The sequence below is a fragment of the Ferrovibrio sp. genome (genome assembly GCF_965278975.1).
Classification (GTDB): Bacteria; Pseudomonadota; Alphaproteobacteria; order Ferrovibrionales; family Ferrovibrionaceae; genus Ferrovibrio.
Genome location: NZ_OZ257126.1, coordinates 1,445,570 through 1,460,818 on the forward strand (window position 1 = coordinate 1,445,570; position 15,249 = coordinate 1,460,818).

The window sequence follows — 15,249 nt, forward strand, 5'->3', positions numbered from 1 at the left end:
GCCGTTCACCGTTTTCCGTAGTACGTTAACGCCATGATCACGTCTTGGCGAAACAGCGCCAGTCGTCGCCTGTTTGAAACCGGCGATGGCCGGCGCTTTCGCGGACTGGATGCCGATGCGGCAGTGGAACTGCTGGATGCGCTGAATGTCGCGGTATCGCTCAATGATCTTAGCCCACTGAAAAGCCTGGGGCTGCACAAGCTCAAGGGCGGCCGGCGCGGGCAATGGGCGATGACGGTGAACGGACCCTGGCGTATCTGTTTCCGTTTTGCCGATGGAAATGCCCATGATGTGGAAATCGTGGATTATCATAAGGGATGAAGGTCTAGGCCATGCGTGAACCGAGCCATCCGGGCAAGCTGCTGAAGCGGGAATTGCAGGCACGCGATTTGAGCGCCAACAAGCTGGCGCTGGCCATCGGCGTGCCCTCGGGCCGCATCACCGATATCCTCAATGGCCGGCGCGGCATCACTGCCGATACCGCGATCCGCTTCGGCCTGTTCTTCGGCAATCCGGCCCGCTTCTGGCTCGATCTGCAAAGCCAGTATGACCTTGCAGTGACGCAGGCGCGCCACGGCAAGCTGATCGCAGCACAGGTAAGGGCGGCTTAAGCGCTATTGCTTTCTACCTTGTCATGCCGACGCCACCCTTCGGGTCTGTGCGCCCACGAACGCCATTCGCGTTCGCGCGCTTACAGGGCATCCCATTTCGATTTCAAATGGGACTCTCGCTTGCGCGAGAGTGACAATGGAAAAAACTTAAGCCGTCAGCCCGGCGAGCGCCTGGCGCTGGATTTCGACGGCGCGCGGATAGCAGAGATCGGCCCAGGCCGGGTCTTCCGGATAGAAGGCGGCGCGGATCTGCTGCTTGATCGCCTTACCTTGAGCCGAGAATACCTCGCCCTTGAGATGCAGCCAGTTATCGGCGATCACCGAGAGCCGCACCTGTTCCGACGGCAGCGTGCCGACTTCGATATTCACCGCCACGGTCACCGCCGGCTGGCAGAAGCGCGCGATGCCCATGCGCAGGTTGCCTTCGATGATCGGTGAATCCGACTGGCCCATTTCCGGCGAGGTGACGGCATCGCCCCACCAGGCGCGCGCCAGTTGCAGCGGCTCGGAGCCCGGCGCATGGCGGCAGATCAGTTCGGAATAGCCGAACGGCCCGAGCCCGGTATGGAAGTCGATCACGGCGATGCGCTTCGCCGATGTCAGATAGCGCGCGCAGACATCCTGGATCATGCGGTGCGACCAGCAGGGGCCTTCACCGCCATAGAAGATGCCATCGGCATGGCTGTGCTGGCCGCCGACAATGGCAGCATTGGCCGCCTTCGATCCGACGCGCTGGTAATAGGCCGCAAGCTGCGCCTGCACCTCTGCAATCGCCGCCTCATTCCATTCAGCCGGCACCAGCCAGGGATGCACTTCGGCATAGGCTGGATTCTTCGGCGGCACCGCACCGCGTTCGAAGGCGATGAAGTTGCGGTTGATATCCATGTTGTCTTCATTCACCCGCCGGCCCCAGGAGAAGCCATAGGGGTTGGAGCCATGCAGCAGCAGCAAAGCGGTATTGGCCGGCAGATTCTTGTAATGGCCCTCGTTGAGCCAGCCGACCTGGATGCCGGAGCCGTAATAGCCTTCGATGCCATGGGTGCCGCTGACCGTGACCAGCACATTCGCCGCGTCGCGCGGGCCGATCCATGCCACATCGGCGGCGAGGTCTTCGCCTTCATAGCCTTTCAGCGGATGCGGGATGCTTTCGATCGCTGCATTGGCGGCCTGGGCGGCGGCAAGGAATTTGGCCCGCGCCAGTTTGTAGCTGGCGGAGAAATGCTGGTGATGGCTCATGGCAAACTCTTCTAGGGGCGTGGCACTTTTGGGGGCGGCGATTCAATCGCGGAAATAATCCGCCGGATATTTTGCCCTGATTTCATCGATGATGGAAAGCGACCGCGAAAGATGCAGGCGCGCTTCCCGCGCCGCCGCCGCCGCATCGCCGGCCGCCACCGCGTCGACGATGGCGGTATGGTCGCGGATGGTCTGCTGCACCTTGCCGGTGAGCGGCAGATGCAGGTTGCGCAGGCGCTGGATATGGCCGTTGCGCCGCTGCACCACCTGCCACAGATCGGGAATCCCGGCGGCGTCATACATCATGCGATGCATGGCGCGGTCGAGCTGATTGAAACGCCCCAGGTCGTTGCTGTCGGCCACCGCCTGCTGCTGGCGCAGCATGTCGCGCAGGGCTTCGACCAATGCCGCATCGGGCGCCAGGGCCAGGCTATGCGCCACTTCCACCTCGATGGCGCGGCGCAGGAAGGCGGCCTGGCGGGCATGGCCGATATCGATGCGGCTGACCCTCGTGGCATGCTGCGGGAAGATATCGACCAGGTCCTCTTCCTGCAGCCGCAGCAGCGCATCGCGGATCGGCGTCGAGGACAGGCCGAATTGCTGCTGCAATTCAGGCCGCGAGAGCACCGTGCCGGGCAGCAGGTCGAGGTCCAGGATCTTCTCGCGCAGCATCTCGAATACCTGCGGCGCCGCATGGCGGGTGCGGTCGCGGATCGGCGCGAAGCTGAACGGGATGGCGGGGGCCGGGCTGCTCATGGTTTCCGGGGGAGGTAAGGGCAGGGGAGAGGGACGAAGAGGCAGACTTGTCATGTTCTATAACATGCTTGGCGCCAGTAATATCAGGTTTGACGCACTAATGCATTAGTGCTTTACTGTTTACGGGACATATATAAATGGAGGAACCGCCCAATGATCGGCATCACCCGCCGCGGCCTGGCCGTGGCCGCTCTCGCCACCGCCGCCGCCATCACCTGGGGTCTCGGCAGCCCGGCCCTGGCTGCCGGCTACCCGGACCGCACTGTCACCGTGATCGTGCCCTTCCCGCCGGGCGGCGCCTCGGACCAGACCGCGCGCCACCTCACCGCCAAGATGACCGAACTGCTGGGCCAGCAGCACATCATCGACAACCGCGGCGGCGCCAATGGCTCGCTGGGTGCCGGCCTGCTGAAGCAGGCCAAGCCCGATGGCTACACCCTGCTGGTCGGCTCGATCGGCGTATTCGCCATCAACCCGGCCCTGTTCAAGGACCTGCGCTACGATCCGCTGGCCGATTTCGACCTGCTGACCATCGCCGTGCGCACCCCGAATGTGCTGGTCGCCAGCGCGAATTTCCCGGCCAACAACGTGGCCGAGCTGATCGCCCATATGAAGAAGAACCCGGACAAGGTGTCGTTCGCCTCCTCCGGCACCGGGTCGTCGGACCATCTGACCGCCGCTTTGTTCATGCAGAAGACCGGCACGGTGGGCGTGCATGTGCCCTATAAGGGCGGCGGGCCGGCCATTTCCGACCTGATCGGCGGCCATGCCGATGTGTCGTTCCAGAATCTCGGCGCCATCGCCCAGCATGTGAAGGCCGGCAAGCTGAAGGCGCTGGCCGTCACCGCCGACAAGCGCAATGCCGCCCTGCCGGACAGCGTGCCCACCATGGCGGAAGCCGGGGTGAAGGATGTGGAAGTCTATTCCTGGCAGGCGGCCGCGGCGCCCAAGGGCCTACCGGCGGATGTGCGCAAGACGCTCGCCGACACCATGACCAAGGCGCTGAACAGCCCGGATGTGAAGCAGAAATTCAACGATGTCGGCTTCGACGTGGTGGCCAACAGCCCGGCGCAGTTCGAAACCTTCCTCAAGGCCGAGATCGCGCGCTGGAAAACCGTGATCGACACCGGCAACATCAAGCCGGAATAAGCCCACGACCCCGGCGGGGCGGGCGATAGCCGTCCGCCCCGCTATTTTCTTTTCTCTTGAGTGCAAGCATGACCCGCAAGACCCCCGATCAGCTCCGTTCCGCCCGCTGGTTCGCACCCGACGACCTGCGCAGCTTCGGGCATCGCTCGCGCATCCTGCAGATGGGCTACGCGCCCACCGAATGGCAGGGCAAGCCGCTGATCGCGATTGTGAACACCTGGTCCGACATCAATCCCTGCCACGCGCATTTCAAGCATCGCGTGGAAGACGTGAAGCGCGGCATCCTGATGGCCGGCGGCCTGCCGATCGAATTACCGGCGATTTCCGTGTCGGAAAATTTCGTCAAGCCCACCACCATGCTCTACCGCAACATGCTGGCGATGGAGACCGAGGAACTGATCCGCAGCCATCCGGTGGATGGCGCCGTGCTGCTCGGCGGCTGCGACAAATCCACGCCGGGCCTGCTGATGGGCGCCACCTCTGCCGGGCTGCCTTTCATCTATGTGCCGGCCGGGCCGATGCTGCGCGGCAACTGGCAGGGCAAGGTGCTCGGCTCCGGCTCGGATGCGTGGAAATACTGGGATGAGCGCCGCGCCGGCAATATTTCCGATGCCGACTGGAATTCCATCGAGGCCGGCATCGCACGCTCTTACGGCACCTGCATGACCATGGGTACGGCGGCCACCATGATGGCGATTGCCGAAAGCATCGGCATGACCCTGCCCGGCGCCTCCTCGATTCCGGCCGCCGATTCCGGCCATATCCGCATGTGCTCCGATAGCGGGCGGCGCATCGTCGAGATGGTGTGGGAAGACCTGACGCCGAAGCAGATCCAGACCCGTCCGGCCTATGAGAATGCCATTGCCGTCGCCATGGCCATGGGCTGCTCCACCAATGCCATCATCCATCTGATCGCCATGGCGCGCCGGGCCGGCGCAGACATTGGCCTGGAGGATTTCGAGACAGCCTCGCGCAAGGTGCCGGTGATCGCCAATATCCGGCCATCGGGTGAGCAGTATCTGATGGAGGATTTCTTCTATGCCGGCGGCCTGCCGGCGCTGATGACGCGCATCCCGGAGCATCTGCATCTCGGCGCCATCACCGTCACCGGCAAGACCGTGGCGGAGAATATCGCCGGCGCCAAGGTGCATCTGGAGGACGTGATCCGCAGCACCGCCGATCCGCTCTATGCCGAAGGCGCGCTCGCCGTGCTGAAGGGCAATCTGGCGCCCGATGGCTGCGTCATCAAGCCATCCGCCTGCGCGCAGAAATTCCTCAAGCATTCAGGCCCAGCTTTGGTATTCGACGATTACCCGTCGATGAAAAAAGCCATCGACGATGACGCCCTAGATGTGACCGAGGATCATGTGCTGATCCTGCGCAATGCCGGGCCTTTGGGCGGCCCCGGCATGCCGGAATGGGGCATGCTGCCGATCCCGAAAAAGCTGGTGAAGCAGGGTGTGCGCGACATGGTGCGCATCTCCGACGCGCGCATGAGCGGCACCTCTTACGGCGCCTGCATCCTGCATGTGGCGCCGGAATCCTATATCGGCGGCCCGCTGGCCCTGGTGCAAACCGGCGATATCATTTCGCTGGATGTGGATAAGCGCAGCATCCGCCTGGAAGTGAGCGACGAGGAACTGGCCCGGCGCAAGGCCGCCTGGCAGCGACCGCCGGCACGCTACGAGCGCGGCTATGGCTGGATGTTCAGCCGCCATATCAAACAGGCCAATGAAGGCTGCGATTTCGACTTCCTCGAAACCGGCTTCGGCGCGCCGGTACCTGAACCCGACATCTTCTGACCTGGATAGGCCGTGCGTCGGAAATTTCCGCACGGGATTTTAGTAAAACGTTTTATCAGGCCAGTTTTTCAACCGCGTACTGGAGCCACAAACACCGGCAGCATAGCCGGGACACAGGGAGCAGCAGCATGAAGAGCAACAGAAGGGCGTTTCTCACCGGCAGCGCCGCCGTTATCGCCGGCGCCACCATGGCTTCAAAGAGCTTCGCGCAATGGGTACCCGCCGCGCGCTATCCCGATCCCGCCGTGCAGGTGCTGGATCAGAGCTTCGGCAAATACCGCCTCGGCCTCGCCGCCGTGGAGCGGATCAGCACCGGCCACCGCTGGTGCGAAGGCCCGGTCTATTTCGGCGATGGCCGCTACCTGCTGTGGAGCGACATTCCGAACAACCAGATCCTGCGCTGGGACGAGCAGACCGGCCAGGTGACGCCCTACCGCAAGCCGGCCAATTACCCGAACGGCAATACCCGCGACCGCCAGGGCCGCCTGATCACCTGCGAGAACATGAACCGCCGCATCACCCGCACGGAGCATGACGGCAGCATCACCACCCTGGTGGACAGGTTCGAGGGCAAGCCGCTCAATTCGCCCAACGATGTGGTGGTGAAATCCGACAACACGATCTGGTTCACCGATCCGAGCTTCGGCATCGGCGGCAATTACGAAGGCCGCAAGGCCAGCGCGGAATTGCCCACCAATGTCTACCGCTACGATCCCGCCACGCGCCAGCTCAGCGTCGCCATCGACGACATCAAGTTCCCGAACGGGCTCTGCTTCTCGCCCGACGAGAGCAAGCTCTATGTCATCGACGTGCGCAGCAACCCCACCCGCACCATCCGCTCCTACGATGTCGGCGCCGGCGGCAAGCTGTCGAACATGAAGGCGCTGATCGATTGCGGCCAGGGCACGGCCGATGGCATGCGCTGCGATGTCGATGGCAATCTCTGGGTCGGCTGGGGCATGGGCAGCAATGATCTGGACGGCGTGATGGTGTTCAACCCCGATGGCAAGGCCATCGGCCGCATCGCCCTGCCGGAACGCTGCGCCAATCTCTGCTTCGGCGGCGAGATGCGCAACCGCCTGTTCATGGCGTCGAGCCAGTCGGTCTATGCGCTTTATGTCGATACCCAGGGCGCCCGGGGTGGGTGATGTACCGGGCGGTTAACTGATACTATCTGCCTATGCCGGGGCGGCAGCCTGCCGCCCCGGTTTCCTTCCACCGTTCCAGGATTCCGTTTCATGTGGATTCCCGCCGCGCGCTACCCCGATCCCGCCATCCAGACCCTGGATGACAGCTTCGCCAAATACCGCATCAACCTCGCCGCCGTGGAGCGCATCAGCACCGGCCATCGCTGGTGCGAAGGCCCGGTCTGGTTCGGCGATCTGCGCAGCCTGATCTGGAGCGACATTCCGAACAACCAGATGCTGCGCTGGGATGAAGCCACCGGCCAGGTGACGCCATTCCGCAAGCCGTCGACCTACGCAAACGGTAATACCCGCGACCGCCAGGGCAGGCTGGTCACCTGCGAGCATGGCGGGCGGCGGGTGACCCGCACCGAGTATGACGGCAGCCTCACCGTGCTGGCCGACAGCTACCAGGGCAAGCGGCTGAATTCGCCCAACGACGTGATCGTGAAGTCGGACGGCAGCATCTGGTTCAGCGATCCGTCTTTTGGCATCGGCGGCAATTACGAAGGCTACAAGGCCGAAGCCGAATTGCCGCAATGGCTCTACCGTCTCGATCCTGTCAGCGGCGAGTTGAGCGTCGTGGCCGAGGATTGCGTCGGCCCGAACGGGCTCTGCTTCTCGCCCGATGAAAGCATCCTCTATGTGGTGGATTCGCGCGCCACGCCGAACCGCCTGATCCGCGCCTATGATGTCACCGATGGCGGCAAGCGGCTCGCCAATAGCCGCGTGCATATCGATTGCGGCCCCGGCACCTCGGACGGCATCCGTTGCGATGTGGATGGCAATCTGTGGTGCGGCTGGGGCATGGGCCACGACAGCCTCGATGGCGTTATGGTGTTCAACCCGGCCGGCAAGGCGATTGGCCGCATCGCGCTGCCGGAACGCTGCGCCAATCTCTGCTTCGGCGGCGCGGCGCGCAACCGCCTGTTCATGGCCGCCAGCCAGTCGGTCTATGCGCTTTACCTCAACACCCAGGGCGCCACACTCTCTTGAAACCCAGGCTCTTGAACAACAGGAATTGATCCATGAGCAGTCTTAAGGAAGAAACCCGCGCCAGGCTGAAGACCGTGAGCACGCCGACGCTGGCCACCGCGCTCTACAAGCGCGGCCTGCGCAACCAGTTCATCCAGGATGTGCATGCGCTGAATCCCGGCCTGCCGACCATGGTGGGCGAGGCGTTCACGCTGCGCTACATGCCGGCACGCGAGGACCTGAATCCGATCACCGTGTTCCAGGACCCGGAGCATCCGCAGCGCAAGGCGGTGGAAATCTGCCCGGCGGGCGCCGTGCTGGTGATGGACAGCCGCAAGGATGCGCGCGCCGCTTCGGCAGGCGGCATCCTGATTTCGCGCCTGATGGTGCGCGGCGTGGCCGGCGTAGTCACCGATGGCGGCTTCCGCGATTCCGCTGAAATCGCCCGCCTCAGCATCCCGGCCTTCCACAGCCGGCCCTCGGCGCCGACCAATCTGACTCTGCACCAGGCCATCGACATCAACGTGCCGATCGGCTGCGGCGATGCACCGGTATTCCCGGGCGACGTGATCGTCGGCGATGCCGATGGCGTGATGGTGATCCCGCAGGGCATCGCCGACGAAATCGCCGTGGAAGCCGTCGAGATGACGGCATTCGAGGATTTCGTCACCGAGATGGTGCAGAAGCAGGGCCGCTCGATCCGTGGCCTCTACCCGGCAACCAATCCCCAGACCAAGATCGACTTTGAAGCCTGGCGCAAGGAGCGCGGGCGGTAATACGCTGGAGGCATGTCGTCGCCAGCCGAAGCCATCATTGGATTATACGAACGCCACGCCGCCGCCTGGGACAGGCTGCGCGGCCGTTCGCTGATGGAAGCATCCTGGCTTGACCGTTTCCTCGAGCTGCTGCCCGAGGCGCCGGCCGATATCCTGGATATCGGCTGCGGCGCCGCATCACGGCGAAGCCATCGGCAGCTTCGAAGGCGAGCCGCTCTATCACGGCAGCCTGGATGCCGCTGAATACCGCAGCCTGCTGGCGGCGCAAGGCTTCGAGGTGGTGTCACACGTGGTGCAGGACCCGACCTGCGGCCGCCACACCATCTGGCTGGCAAGGCTGGGGTAACAGGAATGCAGCTTTACAGCCCGTGCCACGGATCGAGCAGCGGCGCGCCGGTTGCTGCCATATCGCGGCTGTTGCGGGTTACCAGGGTGAGGCCGTGATGCAGGGCGGTGGCGGCGATCAGGGTATCAATGACGGGCAGTCTGCGCTGCGCCGACAATTCGCCCCAGAGCCGCGCCACCGCCGCATCCACCGGCAGCAGCCGGTCGGCGAACTGGCTTTTGATGCCATCGACCCATAGGCCGAGCAAAGCTGCATTAATGGCATCCTGGCCGCGCTTCATCGCCACGCCCTTGCGCAATTCGCCAAGCGTCAGCGCGCTCATGTAGAGCATGTCGGATTCGGCGGCGGCGAGGAAAGCCATCACGCCGGCATCGGCGCGCTGGCGCCGGGTTTCCGAAATCACATTGGTATCGAGCAGGTAGCCGGGCATTACAGTTCCACGGGCCGGCCGATGTCGCCATCGCGCGGGATGTTGAAATCATCCAGCTTCGGGCCGCCGAGCAGATGCGCCTTGAAATCCGGGCGCTGCGCCTTGAGTGCCTGATAATCGGCCACCGAAAGCAGCACGGCGCGGGCAGCGCCGTGGCGCGTGATGGTCTGCGGCCCCTCGCTCTGGACGCGCTCCACCAGTTCGCTGAAGCGGGACTTGGCTTCCTGCACCTGCCAGTTGGTCATATTGGCCTCAAATAAGATCAGATTATTGAATAATATAGTCAGATTAGTCATAATTCAAGAGACTTGCTCTTTTCACTTGATGACACAAAACTTTCATGTGAACGTCAAACGCACATAACAAGCGCCGGTCACTGTTCATATGAACATTCGGCGCAGGTTCACCGGGGCAACCGGGAACCATGGGACGAGGAACGACGAGCGTGGCAATGCAGGCGGAGGATCGCGCCCGGGCCATTGTGGACCTGGTGCGGCGCGACGGTTTCCAGACCATCGAGACGCTGGCGGCGAGTTTTGGGGTGACGCCCCAGACCGTGCGCCGTGACGTCAACCTGATCTGCGACCGCGGCCTGCTGCGCCGCCGCCATGGCGGCGTGGAAGCGCCGCCGGCCGATCTTGATACCGGCACCCGCAATCTGGCCTATCACGCCCGCCAGGTGCTGAACCTGGAAGCCAAGCGCCGCATCGCCGCCCTGGTGGCGGATCAGGTGGCGGCGGATTTCCCCGATGGCGGCGCCTCGCTGTTCTTCGGCATCGGCACCACGCCGGAGCAATGCGCCATCGCGCTGGCGGAGCGCTTCGAGGGCCAAGGCGGCCTGCGGGTGATGACCAACAATCTCAACGCCGCGCTGGCGCTGGCGCGCGACCCCGACAGCCGCGTCACCATCGCCGGCGGCGAATTGCGCAACCTGGACCGCGACGTGATTGCCGGCGAGGCGCAGGGCTTCTTCGCCCGCTTCGCCGTGGATATCGGCATCTATGGCGTCGGCGGCGTGGCGGAGGACGGCACGCTGCTGGATTTCAGCCAGGACGAAGTGGCGATGCGCCAGGCCCTGGCTGCCCATTGCCGGCGCCGCTTCCTGGTGCTGGACCATTCCAAATTCGGCCGCGGCGCCACGGTGCGTGGCGGCCATATCGCTGAGGCCAGCGTGGTGTTCACCGACCGCGCCGTGCCCGAGCCCATCGCGCGCCAACTCGAACAGAGCGGCTGCCGCCTCGTCGTCACGTCCAGTCAGGTTCCCTTCACAACAGGAGACAACACCCATGCTTAAGCGTCTCGTCTTGTCTGCCGCGCTCGGTCTCGCCGCGCTCGGCCTGCAGCCGCTCGATGTCGCCGCCCAGGGCTCAAACTCGGGCCGCGCCATCTGCTACAACTGCCCGCCGGAATGGGCCGACTGGGGTTCGCAGCTCAAGGCGATCCAGGCCAAGCTGGGCATCACCGTGCCGCCGGACAACAAGAATTCCGGCCAGGCCATCGCCGCCCTGATCGCCGAGAAGGCCAATCCAGTGGCCGACGTTACCTATCTCGGTGGCATCGCCGCCGATCCGGCCAAGGATGCCGGTGTGCTGAGCCCCTACAAGCCGGCCGGCTGGGACAAGATCCCCGCCAGCCTGAAGGACCCGGAAGGCTTCTGGTTCACCATTCACTCGGGCACGCTGGGCCTGTTCGTGAACACCGCCGCGTTGCGCGGCAAGCCGGTGCCGCAGAGCTGGGCGGATCTGCTGAAGCCGGAATACAAGGGCATGGTCGGCTATCTCGACCCGACCTCGGCTGCTGTCGGCCAGCTCGGCGTGATGGCCGTGAACCTGGCGCTCGGCGGCGATTACGGCAATCTCGACAAGGCCATCGACTTCTACAAGAAGCTGGCCAAGAACGATCCCATCGTGCCGAAGCAGACCTCCTATGCCCGCGTCATCTCCGGCGAAATCCCGATCCTGCTGGATTACGATTTCAACGCCTATCGCGGCCAGTATACCGACAAGGCGCCGGTGCAGTTCGTGATCCCGAAGGAAGGCAGCGTGGTATTCCCCTATGTGATGGGGCTGACCAACAAGGGCCCGAATGCCGCCAACGGCAAGAAGGTGCTGGACTTCGTGCTGTCGCCGGAAAGCCAGGCGATGTGGGGCAATGCCTTCCTGCGTCCGGTCTTCGCCGAGCATCTCTCGGCCGACGCCAAGGCGAAGTTCCTGCCCGATGCCGATTATGCCCGCGCCAAGCCGATCGATCTGAAGCAGCTGGCCGGTGCGCAGAAGAGCATCATCGAGCGCTACAAGAACGAAGTGAACTGACGCTTAAGCAACAGGCGGCGGGGGCAACCCCGCCGTCTTTCTTCCGAGGCCGCCTTTCCGAGTCCGCATGACCGATAAACGCGATACCCCGATCCTTACCCTGCTGCTGTTGCCGGCAGGCGTGTTCTTTCTGGCCTTCTTCCTGCTGCCGCTGACGCGGCTGTTCTTCATTGGCGGCAGCGGCAAGCTCGGCTACATGGCCTATGCGGCGATCCTTACCGACAAGAATTATTTCAACAGCCTGATTGCCACCCTGGTGCTGGCTGCAGGCACTACATTGATCACCCTGATCATCAGCGGCATCGCCGGCGTGTTCCTGCAGCGCAACCGTTTTCGCGGCAATGCCACCCTGGTGGCGATGCTGACCTTTCCGCTTGCCTTCCCCGGCGTGGTGATCGGCTTCATGGTGATCATGCTGGCCGGCCGCCAGGGCCTGATCGGCGATATCACGCTGCTGCTGTTCGGCGAGAAGCTGGTCTTCGCCTATTCCATGGCCGGGCTGCTGATGGGCTATGTCTATTTCTCGATTCCGCGCACCATCCTCACGGTGATGGCGGCAGCCGAAAAGCTTGATCCCAAGCTGGAGGAAGCCGCGCGCTCGCTTGGCGCCTCGCCCTGGCGCGTGGTGCTGGATGTGATCGTGCCCGGCCTGAAAGGCGCCTTCCTGGCCGCCGGCGCGATCTGCTTCGCCACGGCTGTCGGCGCTTTCGGCACGGCGTTCACGCTCGCCACCCGCATCAACGTGCTGCCGATGGTGATCTATACCGAGTTCACGCTGGAAGCCAACATGGCGATGGCGGCGGCCTTGAGCTTTGTTCTGGGTGCCGTCACCTGGATCGTGCTGGCGGTGGCCCGCCAGATTGCCGGCGGCACAGTCGCTGCGGCAGGCTAGGGGGCAGCCATGACGAAACGCACTCCGTTATTCTGGCTGCAACTCGCTTTCACCCTCACGGTCTGCGGCTTCCTTGTCGTGCCGGTGATCCTATCGGTGCTGGCCGGCCTCACGGTGAATTACCAGACCGGGCTTTCCAGCGGCCTGACGCTGCGCTGGGTGATGGAAGTATGGTCCGGCTACCGCGACACCATCTTCCATTCCATCGCGCTCTCATTGGCCTGCCTTGCCATCACCTTGCTGCTCGGCATTCCGGCGGCCTATGTGCTGGCCAAGCGACAGAACGCTTTCAGCCGCGCCATCGAGGAACTGCTGGTGATGCCGGTGGCGGTGCCGGGCCTCGCTACCGCCCTGGCGCTGATCGTGATGTATGGTGGTGCCGGCGGTTTCCGCACCTCGTCCGCCTTCATCCTGGTCGGCCATGTGCTGTTCACCCTGCCATTCATGGTGCGCTCGGTGCTGGCGGTGCTGATGGCGATTGACCTCAAGACGCTTGAGGAAGGCGCGGCTTCGCTCGGCGCCAGCTTCGTGCAGCGCTTCTTCCATGTTGTGCTGCCGAATTGCCGGGGCGGGATTCTCGCTGGCTCGCTGATGGTGGTGACGCTGTCGATGGGCGAATTCAACATGACCTGGCTGCTGCACACGCCACTGACCAAGACGCTGCCTGTCGGCCTCGCCGATGCCTATGCCAGCTTGCGGCTTGAAATCGGCAGTGCCTATACGCTGGTGTTTTTCCTGATGATCGTGCCGCTGCTGATCGCCATGCAGGCGATGGGACAGACGGCCAAGCCGCGTTTCCAGGCGGAGGAGGAGTAATCCATGATGCAGCCCGTTTCGATCCGCCTGGAAAACTGCTCCAAGACTTTCCCCGATGGCACCAAGGCGCTGGAGCCGCTGAACCTTGAAATCGGCGCCGGACAGACCGTGGTGTTCCTCGGGCCGTCTGGCTGCGGCAAGACCACGACGCTGCGCATCATCGCCGGGCTGGAAAGCCCCGATGCCGGCGGCCGCGTGCTGTTCGATGGTGCTGACGTGACGCCGCTCGCCATCGAGAAGCGCAATGTCGGCATGGTGTTCCAGTCTTATGCCTTGTTCCCGAATATGAGCGTGGCCGAGAATATCGGCTATGGCCTGCGCATCCGCAAAAAACCACAGCCGGCGATCAAGCAGCGTGTCTCTGAATTGCTCGGCATGATGCGCATCGAACAGCTTGCCGATCGTCGCATCGAGCAGCTTTCCGGCGGCCAGCGCCAGCGTGTCGCACTCGCCCGCGCGCTCGCCGCCGAACCGCGCGCCCTGCTGCTGGATGAACCGCTGACCGCGCTGGATGCGAAACTCCGCGACACGCTGCGGCTGGAAATCGATGGCCTGCTGCGGCGCTTAGGCATCACGGCGGTGTATGTGACCCATGATCAGGCCGAGGCGATGGCCTTGGGCGACCGCATCGTGGTGATGGATCATGGCCGCGTGGCGCAGGTGGGCTCACCCCGCGATATCTACCGCCAGCCGGCGACGCGCTTTGTCGCTGAATTCATCGGCACCATGAACAAGATCAAGGGCCGTGTGGAATCCGGCGGCTTGCGCGCTGCCGCTGGCCTGATTCCGTGGCCCACAGCGCCGGCGCAGGCCCCGGCACAGGTGCTGGAGGCGATGTTCCGGCCCGAGGATACGCATCTCGCCGAAGGTAGCGAAGCGCATCTCACCGGCAGCATCGATGCCGCCTTCTTCCTCGGCGACCGCACGCGGCTGTTTGTCTCCGTCGGCGAGGACAAGCCGCTGGTGGTGGAAACCAACCTGCGGCGCGATTTCCAGCGCGGCCAGCAGGTCGGCCTGCGCATCGATCCGCAAAGCCTGCTGGCGCTGTAGGAGACCCACTCATGCTGATCTGCCAGATCACCGACACCCATATCAAGCTGCCCGGCAAGCTCGCCTACAAGAAGGTCGATACCGCCGAGATGCTGCGCATCTGCGTCGCCGAAGTGCAGAAGCTGAACCCGCAGCCGGACCTGATCATCATGACCGGCGATCTGGTCGATCTCGGCCGGCCGGAGGAATACGCGCATCTGCAGGAGATCATCGCGCCGCTGACCCAGCCGCTCTATGTGGTGCCGGGCAACCATGATGCACGCGACCCGATGCGCGAAGCCTTCAAAGCCGGCGGCTATTTCCCGGCCAGCGGCTTTTTGCAGTATGCCGTGGAGGACTGGCCTTTACGCCTGATCGGCCTGGATACCATCATCCCGGGCCAGGGTGGCGGCGAAATCTGCGCCGAGCGCCTAGCCTGGCTCGATCGCACCCTGGCCGAACAGCCGCAGCGCCCGACCCTGGTGATGATGCATCATCCGCCGTTTGAAACTGGCATCGGCCATATGGATGATATCGGCCTGATCGGCCGCGAGGATTTTGCCGCCGTGGTGGCGAAGCATCCCCAGATCGAGCTGATCCTGTGCGGCCATCTGCACCGCACGATCCATGCCCGCGTCGGCGGCCGCGCGGTGATGACCAGCCCGAGCCCGGCGCATCAGGTGGCGCTGGACCTGCGCGACGACGCACCCAGCCGCTTCCGCATGGAGCCGCCCGGCTTCATGCTGCACCGCTGGCGCGATGGCATGCTGGTAAGCCATGTCGCCCCGATCGGCGACTATCCCGGCCCGTTCCCGTTCTTCGATGAAAACGGCAAGCTGATCGATTGAGATAAAGCAATTCCTTCAGCCGTCACCCTCGCGCCAGCCCTTCGGGCCTGTGCGCCCACGAACGCCATCTGGCGTTCGCGCGCTTAC

At 63.9% G+C, this 15,249-nt stretch carries 18 protein-coding genes; 14 read left to right on the forward strand and 4 right to left on the reverse strand.

What is annotated here, in order from left to right:
* Positions 1-33: 33 nt before the first annotated feature.
* Together ACQY7X_RS07060 and ACQY7X_RS07065 are read left to right on the forward strand one after the other, a co-directional pair.
* The gene (locus ACQY7X_RS07060; protein ID WP_428249150.1) at positions 34-321 is read left to right on the forward strand and encodes a type II toxin-antitoxin system RelE/ParE family toxin; all 288 of its coding nucleotides are present in this window, start codon (positions 34-36) and stop codon (positions 319-321) included.
* A gap of 11 nt (positions 322-332) precedes the next feature.
* Positions 333-611, forward strand: coding sequence for a HigA family addiction module antitoxin (locus ACQY7X_RS07065; RefSeq protein ID WP_428249151.1), 279 nt, complete (start codon positions 333-335; stop codon positions 609-611).
* Positions 612-758: 147 nt separating this feature from the next.
* Here ACQY7X_RS07065 and ACQY7X_RS07070 read toward each other — a convergent pair whose 3' ends face one another.
* Together ACQY7X_RS07070 and ACQY7X_RS07075 are read right to left on the reverse strand one after the other, a co-directional pair.
* Positions 759-1,847: a M14 family metallopeptidase gene (locus ACQY7X_RS07070; RefSeq protein WP_428249152.1), complete on the reverse strand. Its 1,089-nt coding sequence runs from the start codon at positions 1,845-1,847 to the stop codon at positions 759-761.
* 42 nt (positions 1,848-1,889) lie between these two features.
* Positions 1,890-2,603, reverse strand: a complete 714-nt coding sequence (locus tag ACQY7X_RS07075; protein ID WP_428249153.1) for a GntR family transcriptional regulator — start codon at positions 2,601-2,603, stop codon at positions 1,890-1,892.
* 153 nt (positions 2,604-2,756) lie between these two features.
* On the opposite strand from ACQY7X_RS07075, the gene ACQY7X_RS07080 reads away from it, so the two are divergent.
* The 6 genes from ACQY7X_RS07080 (at position 2,757) to ACQY7X_RS07105 (ending at position 8,835) form a co-directional block, all read left to right on the forward strand.
* Positions 2,757-3,752, forward strand: a complete 996-nt coding sequence (locus ACQY7X_RS07080; RefSeq protein ID WP_428249154.1) for a Bug family tripartite tricarboxylate transporter substrate binding protein — start codon at positions 2,757-2,759, stop codon at positions 3,750-3,752.
* Between the two features lie 68 nt (positions 3,753-3,820).
* Positions 3,821-5,554 (forward strand): L-arabinonate dehydratase, encoded by a 1,734-nt coding sequence (gene araD / locus ACQY7X_RS07085; RefSeq protein WP_428249155.1) that lies wholly within the window; start codon positions 3,821-3,823, stop codon positions 5,552-5,554.
* Positions 5,555-5,682: 128 nt separating this feature from the next.
* Entirely contained in the window at positions 5,683-6,702 is a 1,020-nt protein-coding gene (locus ACQY7X_RS07090; RefSeq protein ID WP_428249156.1) for an SMP-30/gluconolactonase/LRE family protein, read from the forward strand.
* 90 nt (positions 6,703-6,792) lie between these two features.
* Positions 6,793-7,734 (forward strand): SMP-30/gluconolactonase/LRE family protein, encoded by a 942-nt coding sequence (locus ACQY7X_RS07095; protein ID WP_428249157.1) that lies wholly within the window; start codon positions 6,793-6,795, stop codon positions 7,732-7,734.
* Between the two features lie 32 nt (positions 7,735-7,766).
* Entirely contained in the window at positions 7,767-8,489 is a 723-nt protein-coding gene (locus tag ACQY7X_RS07100; protein WP_428249158.1) for a ribonuclease activity regulator RraA, read from the forward strand.
* Between the two features lie 109 nt (positions 8,490-8,598).
* Positions 8,599-8,835: a hypothetical protein gene (locus tag ACQY7X_RS07105; RefSeq protein WP_428249159.1), complete on the forward strand. Its 237-nt coding sequence runs from the start codon at positions 8,599-8,601 to the stop codon at positions 8,833-8,835.
* A gap of 13 nt (positions 8,836-8,848) precedes the next feature.
* Here the strand turns inward: ACQY7X_RS07105 and ACQY7X_RS07110 are convergent, their stop codons facing one another.
* A complete protein-coding gene (locus ACQY7X_RS07110; protein WP_428249160.1) occupies positions 8,849-9,265 on the reverse strand; it encodes a type II toxin-antitoxin system VapC family toxin in 417 nt (138 codons plus the stop codon).
* The gene (locus ACQY7X_RS07115; protein WP_428249161.1) at positions 9,265-9,510 is read right to left on the reverse strand and encodes a type II toxin-antitoxin system Phd/YefM family antitoxin; all 246 of its coding nucleotides are present in this window, start codon (positions 9,508-9,510) and stop codon (positions 9,265-9,267) included. The genes ACQY7X_RS07110 and ACQY7X_RS07115 overlap by 1 nt, the downstream gene beginning before the upstream one ends.
* 206 nt (positions 9,511-9,716) lie before the next feature.
* On the opposite strand from ACQY7X_RS07115, the gene ACQY7X_RS07120 reads away from it, so the two are divergent.
* The 6 genes from ACQY7X_RS07120 (at position 9,717) to ACQY7X_RS07145 (ending at position 15,162) form a co-directional block, all read left to right on the forward strand.
* Positions 9,717-10,559, forward strand: coding sequence for a DeoR/GlpR family DNA-binding transcription regulator (locus ACQY7X_RS07120; protein ID WP_428250041.1), 843 nt, complete (start codon positions 9,717-9,719; stop codon positions 10,557-10,559).
* Positions 10,552-11,577, forward strand: a complete 1,026-nt coding sequence (locus ACQY7X_RS07125) for an extracellular solute-binding protein (protein WP_428249162.1) — start codon at positions 10,552-10,554, stop codon at positions 11,575-11,577. The genes ACQY7X_RS07120 and ACQY7X_RS07125 overlap by 8 nt, the downstream gene beginning before the upstream one ends.
* Before the next feature lie 67 nt (positions 11,578-11,644).
* Entirely contained in the window at positions 11,645-12,469 is an 825-nt protein-coding gene (locus ACQY7X_RS07130; protein WP_428249163.1) for an ABC transporter permease, read from the forward strand.
* Positions 12,470-12,478: 9 nt separating this feature from the next.
* A complete protein-coding gene (locus tag ACQY7X_RS07135) occupies positions 12,479-13,285 on the forward strand; it encodes an ABC transporter permease (protein WP_428249164.1) in 807 nt (268 codons plus the stop codon).
* A 3-nt stretch (positions 13,286-13,288) separates the two neighbouring features.
* The gene (locus ACQY7X_RS07140) at positions 13,289-14,335 is read left to right on the forward strand and encodes an ABC transporter ATP-binding protein (protein ID WP_428249165.1); all 1,047 of its coding nucleotides are present in this window, start codon (positions 13,289-13,291) and stop codon (positions 14,333-14,335) included.
* A gap of 11 nt (positions 14,336-14,346) precedes the next feature.
* On the forward strand, positions 14,347-15,162 hold the full coding sequence (locus tag ACQY7X_RS07145) for a phosphodiesterase (RefSeq protein ID WP_428249166.1): 816 nt from the start codon (positions 14,347-14,349) through the stop codon (positions 15,160-15,162).
* Positions 15,163-15,249: the final 87 nt, after the last annotated feature.

What these genes read in the sequence shown, in the direction of transcription:
- ACQY7X_RS07060 (WP_428249150.1), top strand. Translation starts at nt 34, where the DNA reads ATGATCACGTCTTGGCGAAACAGCGCCAGTCGTCGCCTGTTTGAAACC.
- ACQY7X_RS07135 (WP_428249164.1), top strand. Translation starts at nt 12,479, where the DNA reads ATGACGAAACGCACTCCGTTATTCTGGCTGCAACTCGCTTTCACCCTC.
- ACQY7X_RS07070 (WP_428249152.1), bottom strand. Translation starts at nt 1,847, where the DNA reads ATGAGCCATCACCAGCATTTCTCCGCCAGCTACAAACTGGCGCGGGCC.
- ACQY7X_RS07065 (WP_428249151.1), top strand. Translation starts at nt 333, where the DNA reads ATGCGTGAACCGAGCCATCCGGGCAAGCTGCTGAAGCGGGAATTGCAG.
- ACQY7X_RS07115 (WP_428249161.1), bottom strand. Translation starts at nt 9,510, where the DNA reads ATGACCAACTGGCAGGTGCAGGAAGCCAAGTCCCGCTTCAGCGAACTG.
- ACQY7X_RS07100 (WP_428249158.1), top strand. Translation starts at nt 7,767, where the DNA reads ATGAGCAGTCTTAAGGAAGAAACCCGCGCCAGGCTGAAGACCGTGAGC.
- ACQY7X_RS07110 (WP_428249160.1), bottom strand. Translation starts at nt 9,265, where the DNA reads ATGCCCGGCTACCTGCTCGATACCAATGTGATTTCGGAAACCCGGCGC.
- ACQY7X_RS07125 (WP_428249162.1), top strand. Translation starts at nt 10,552, where the DNA reads ATGCTTAAGCGTCTCGTCTTGTCTGCCGCGCTCGGTCTCGCCGCGCTC.
- ACQY7X_RS07140 (WP_428249165.1), top strand. Translation starts at nt 13,289, where the DNA reads ATGATGCAGCCCGTTTCGATCCGCCTGGAAAACTGCTCCAAGACTTTC.
- ACQY7X_RS07145 (WP_428249166.1), top strand. Translation starts at nt 14,347, where the DNA reads ATGCTGATCTGCCAGATCACCGACACCCATATCAAGCTGCCCGGCAAG.
- ACQY7X_RS07075 (WP_428249153.1), bottom strand. Translation starts at nt 2,603, where the DNA reads ATGAGCAGCCCGGCCCCCGCCATCCCGTTCAGCTTCGCGCCGATCCGC.
- ACQY7X_RS07080 (WP_428249154.1), top strand. Translation starts at nt 2,757, where the DNA reads ATGATCGGCATCACCCGCCGCGGCCTGGCCGTGGCCGCTCTCGCCACC.
- araD (WP_428249155.1), top strand. Translation starts at nt 3,821, where the DNA reads ATGACCCGCAAGACCCCCGATCAGCTCCGTTCCGCCCGCTGGTTCGCA.
- ACQY7X_RS07120 (WP_428250041.1), top strand. Translation starts at nt 9,717, where the DNA reads ATGCAGGCGGAGGATCGCGCCCGGGCCATTGTGGACCTGGTGCGGCGC.
- ACQY7X_RS07130 (WP_428249163.1), top strand. Translation starts at nt 11,645, where the DNA reads ATGACCGATAAACGCGATACCCCGATCCTTACCCTGCTGCTGTTGCCG.
- ACQY7X_RS07090 (WP_428249156.1), top strand. Translation starts at nt 5,683, where the DNA reads ATGAAGAGCAACAGAAGGGCGTTTCTCACCGGCAGCGCCGCCGTTATC.
- ACQY7X_RS07095 (WP_428249157.1), top strand. Translation starts at nt 6,793, where the DNA reads ATGTGGATTCCCGCCGCGCGCTACCCCGATCCCGCCATCCAGACCCTG.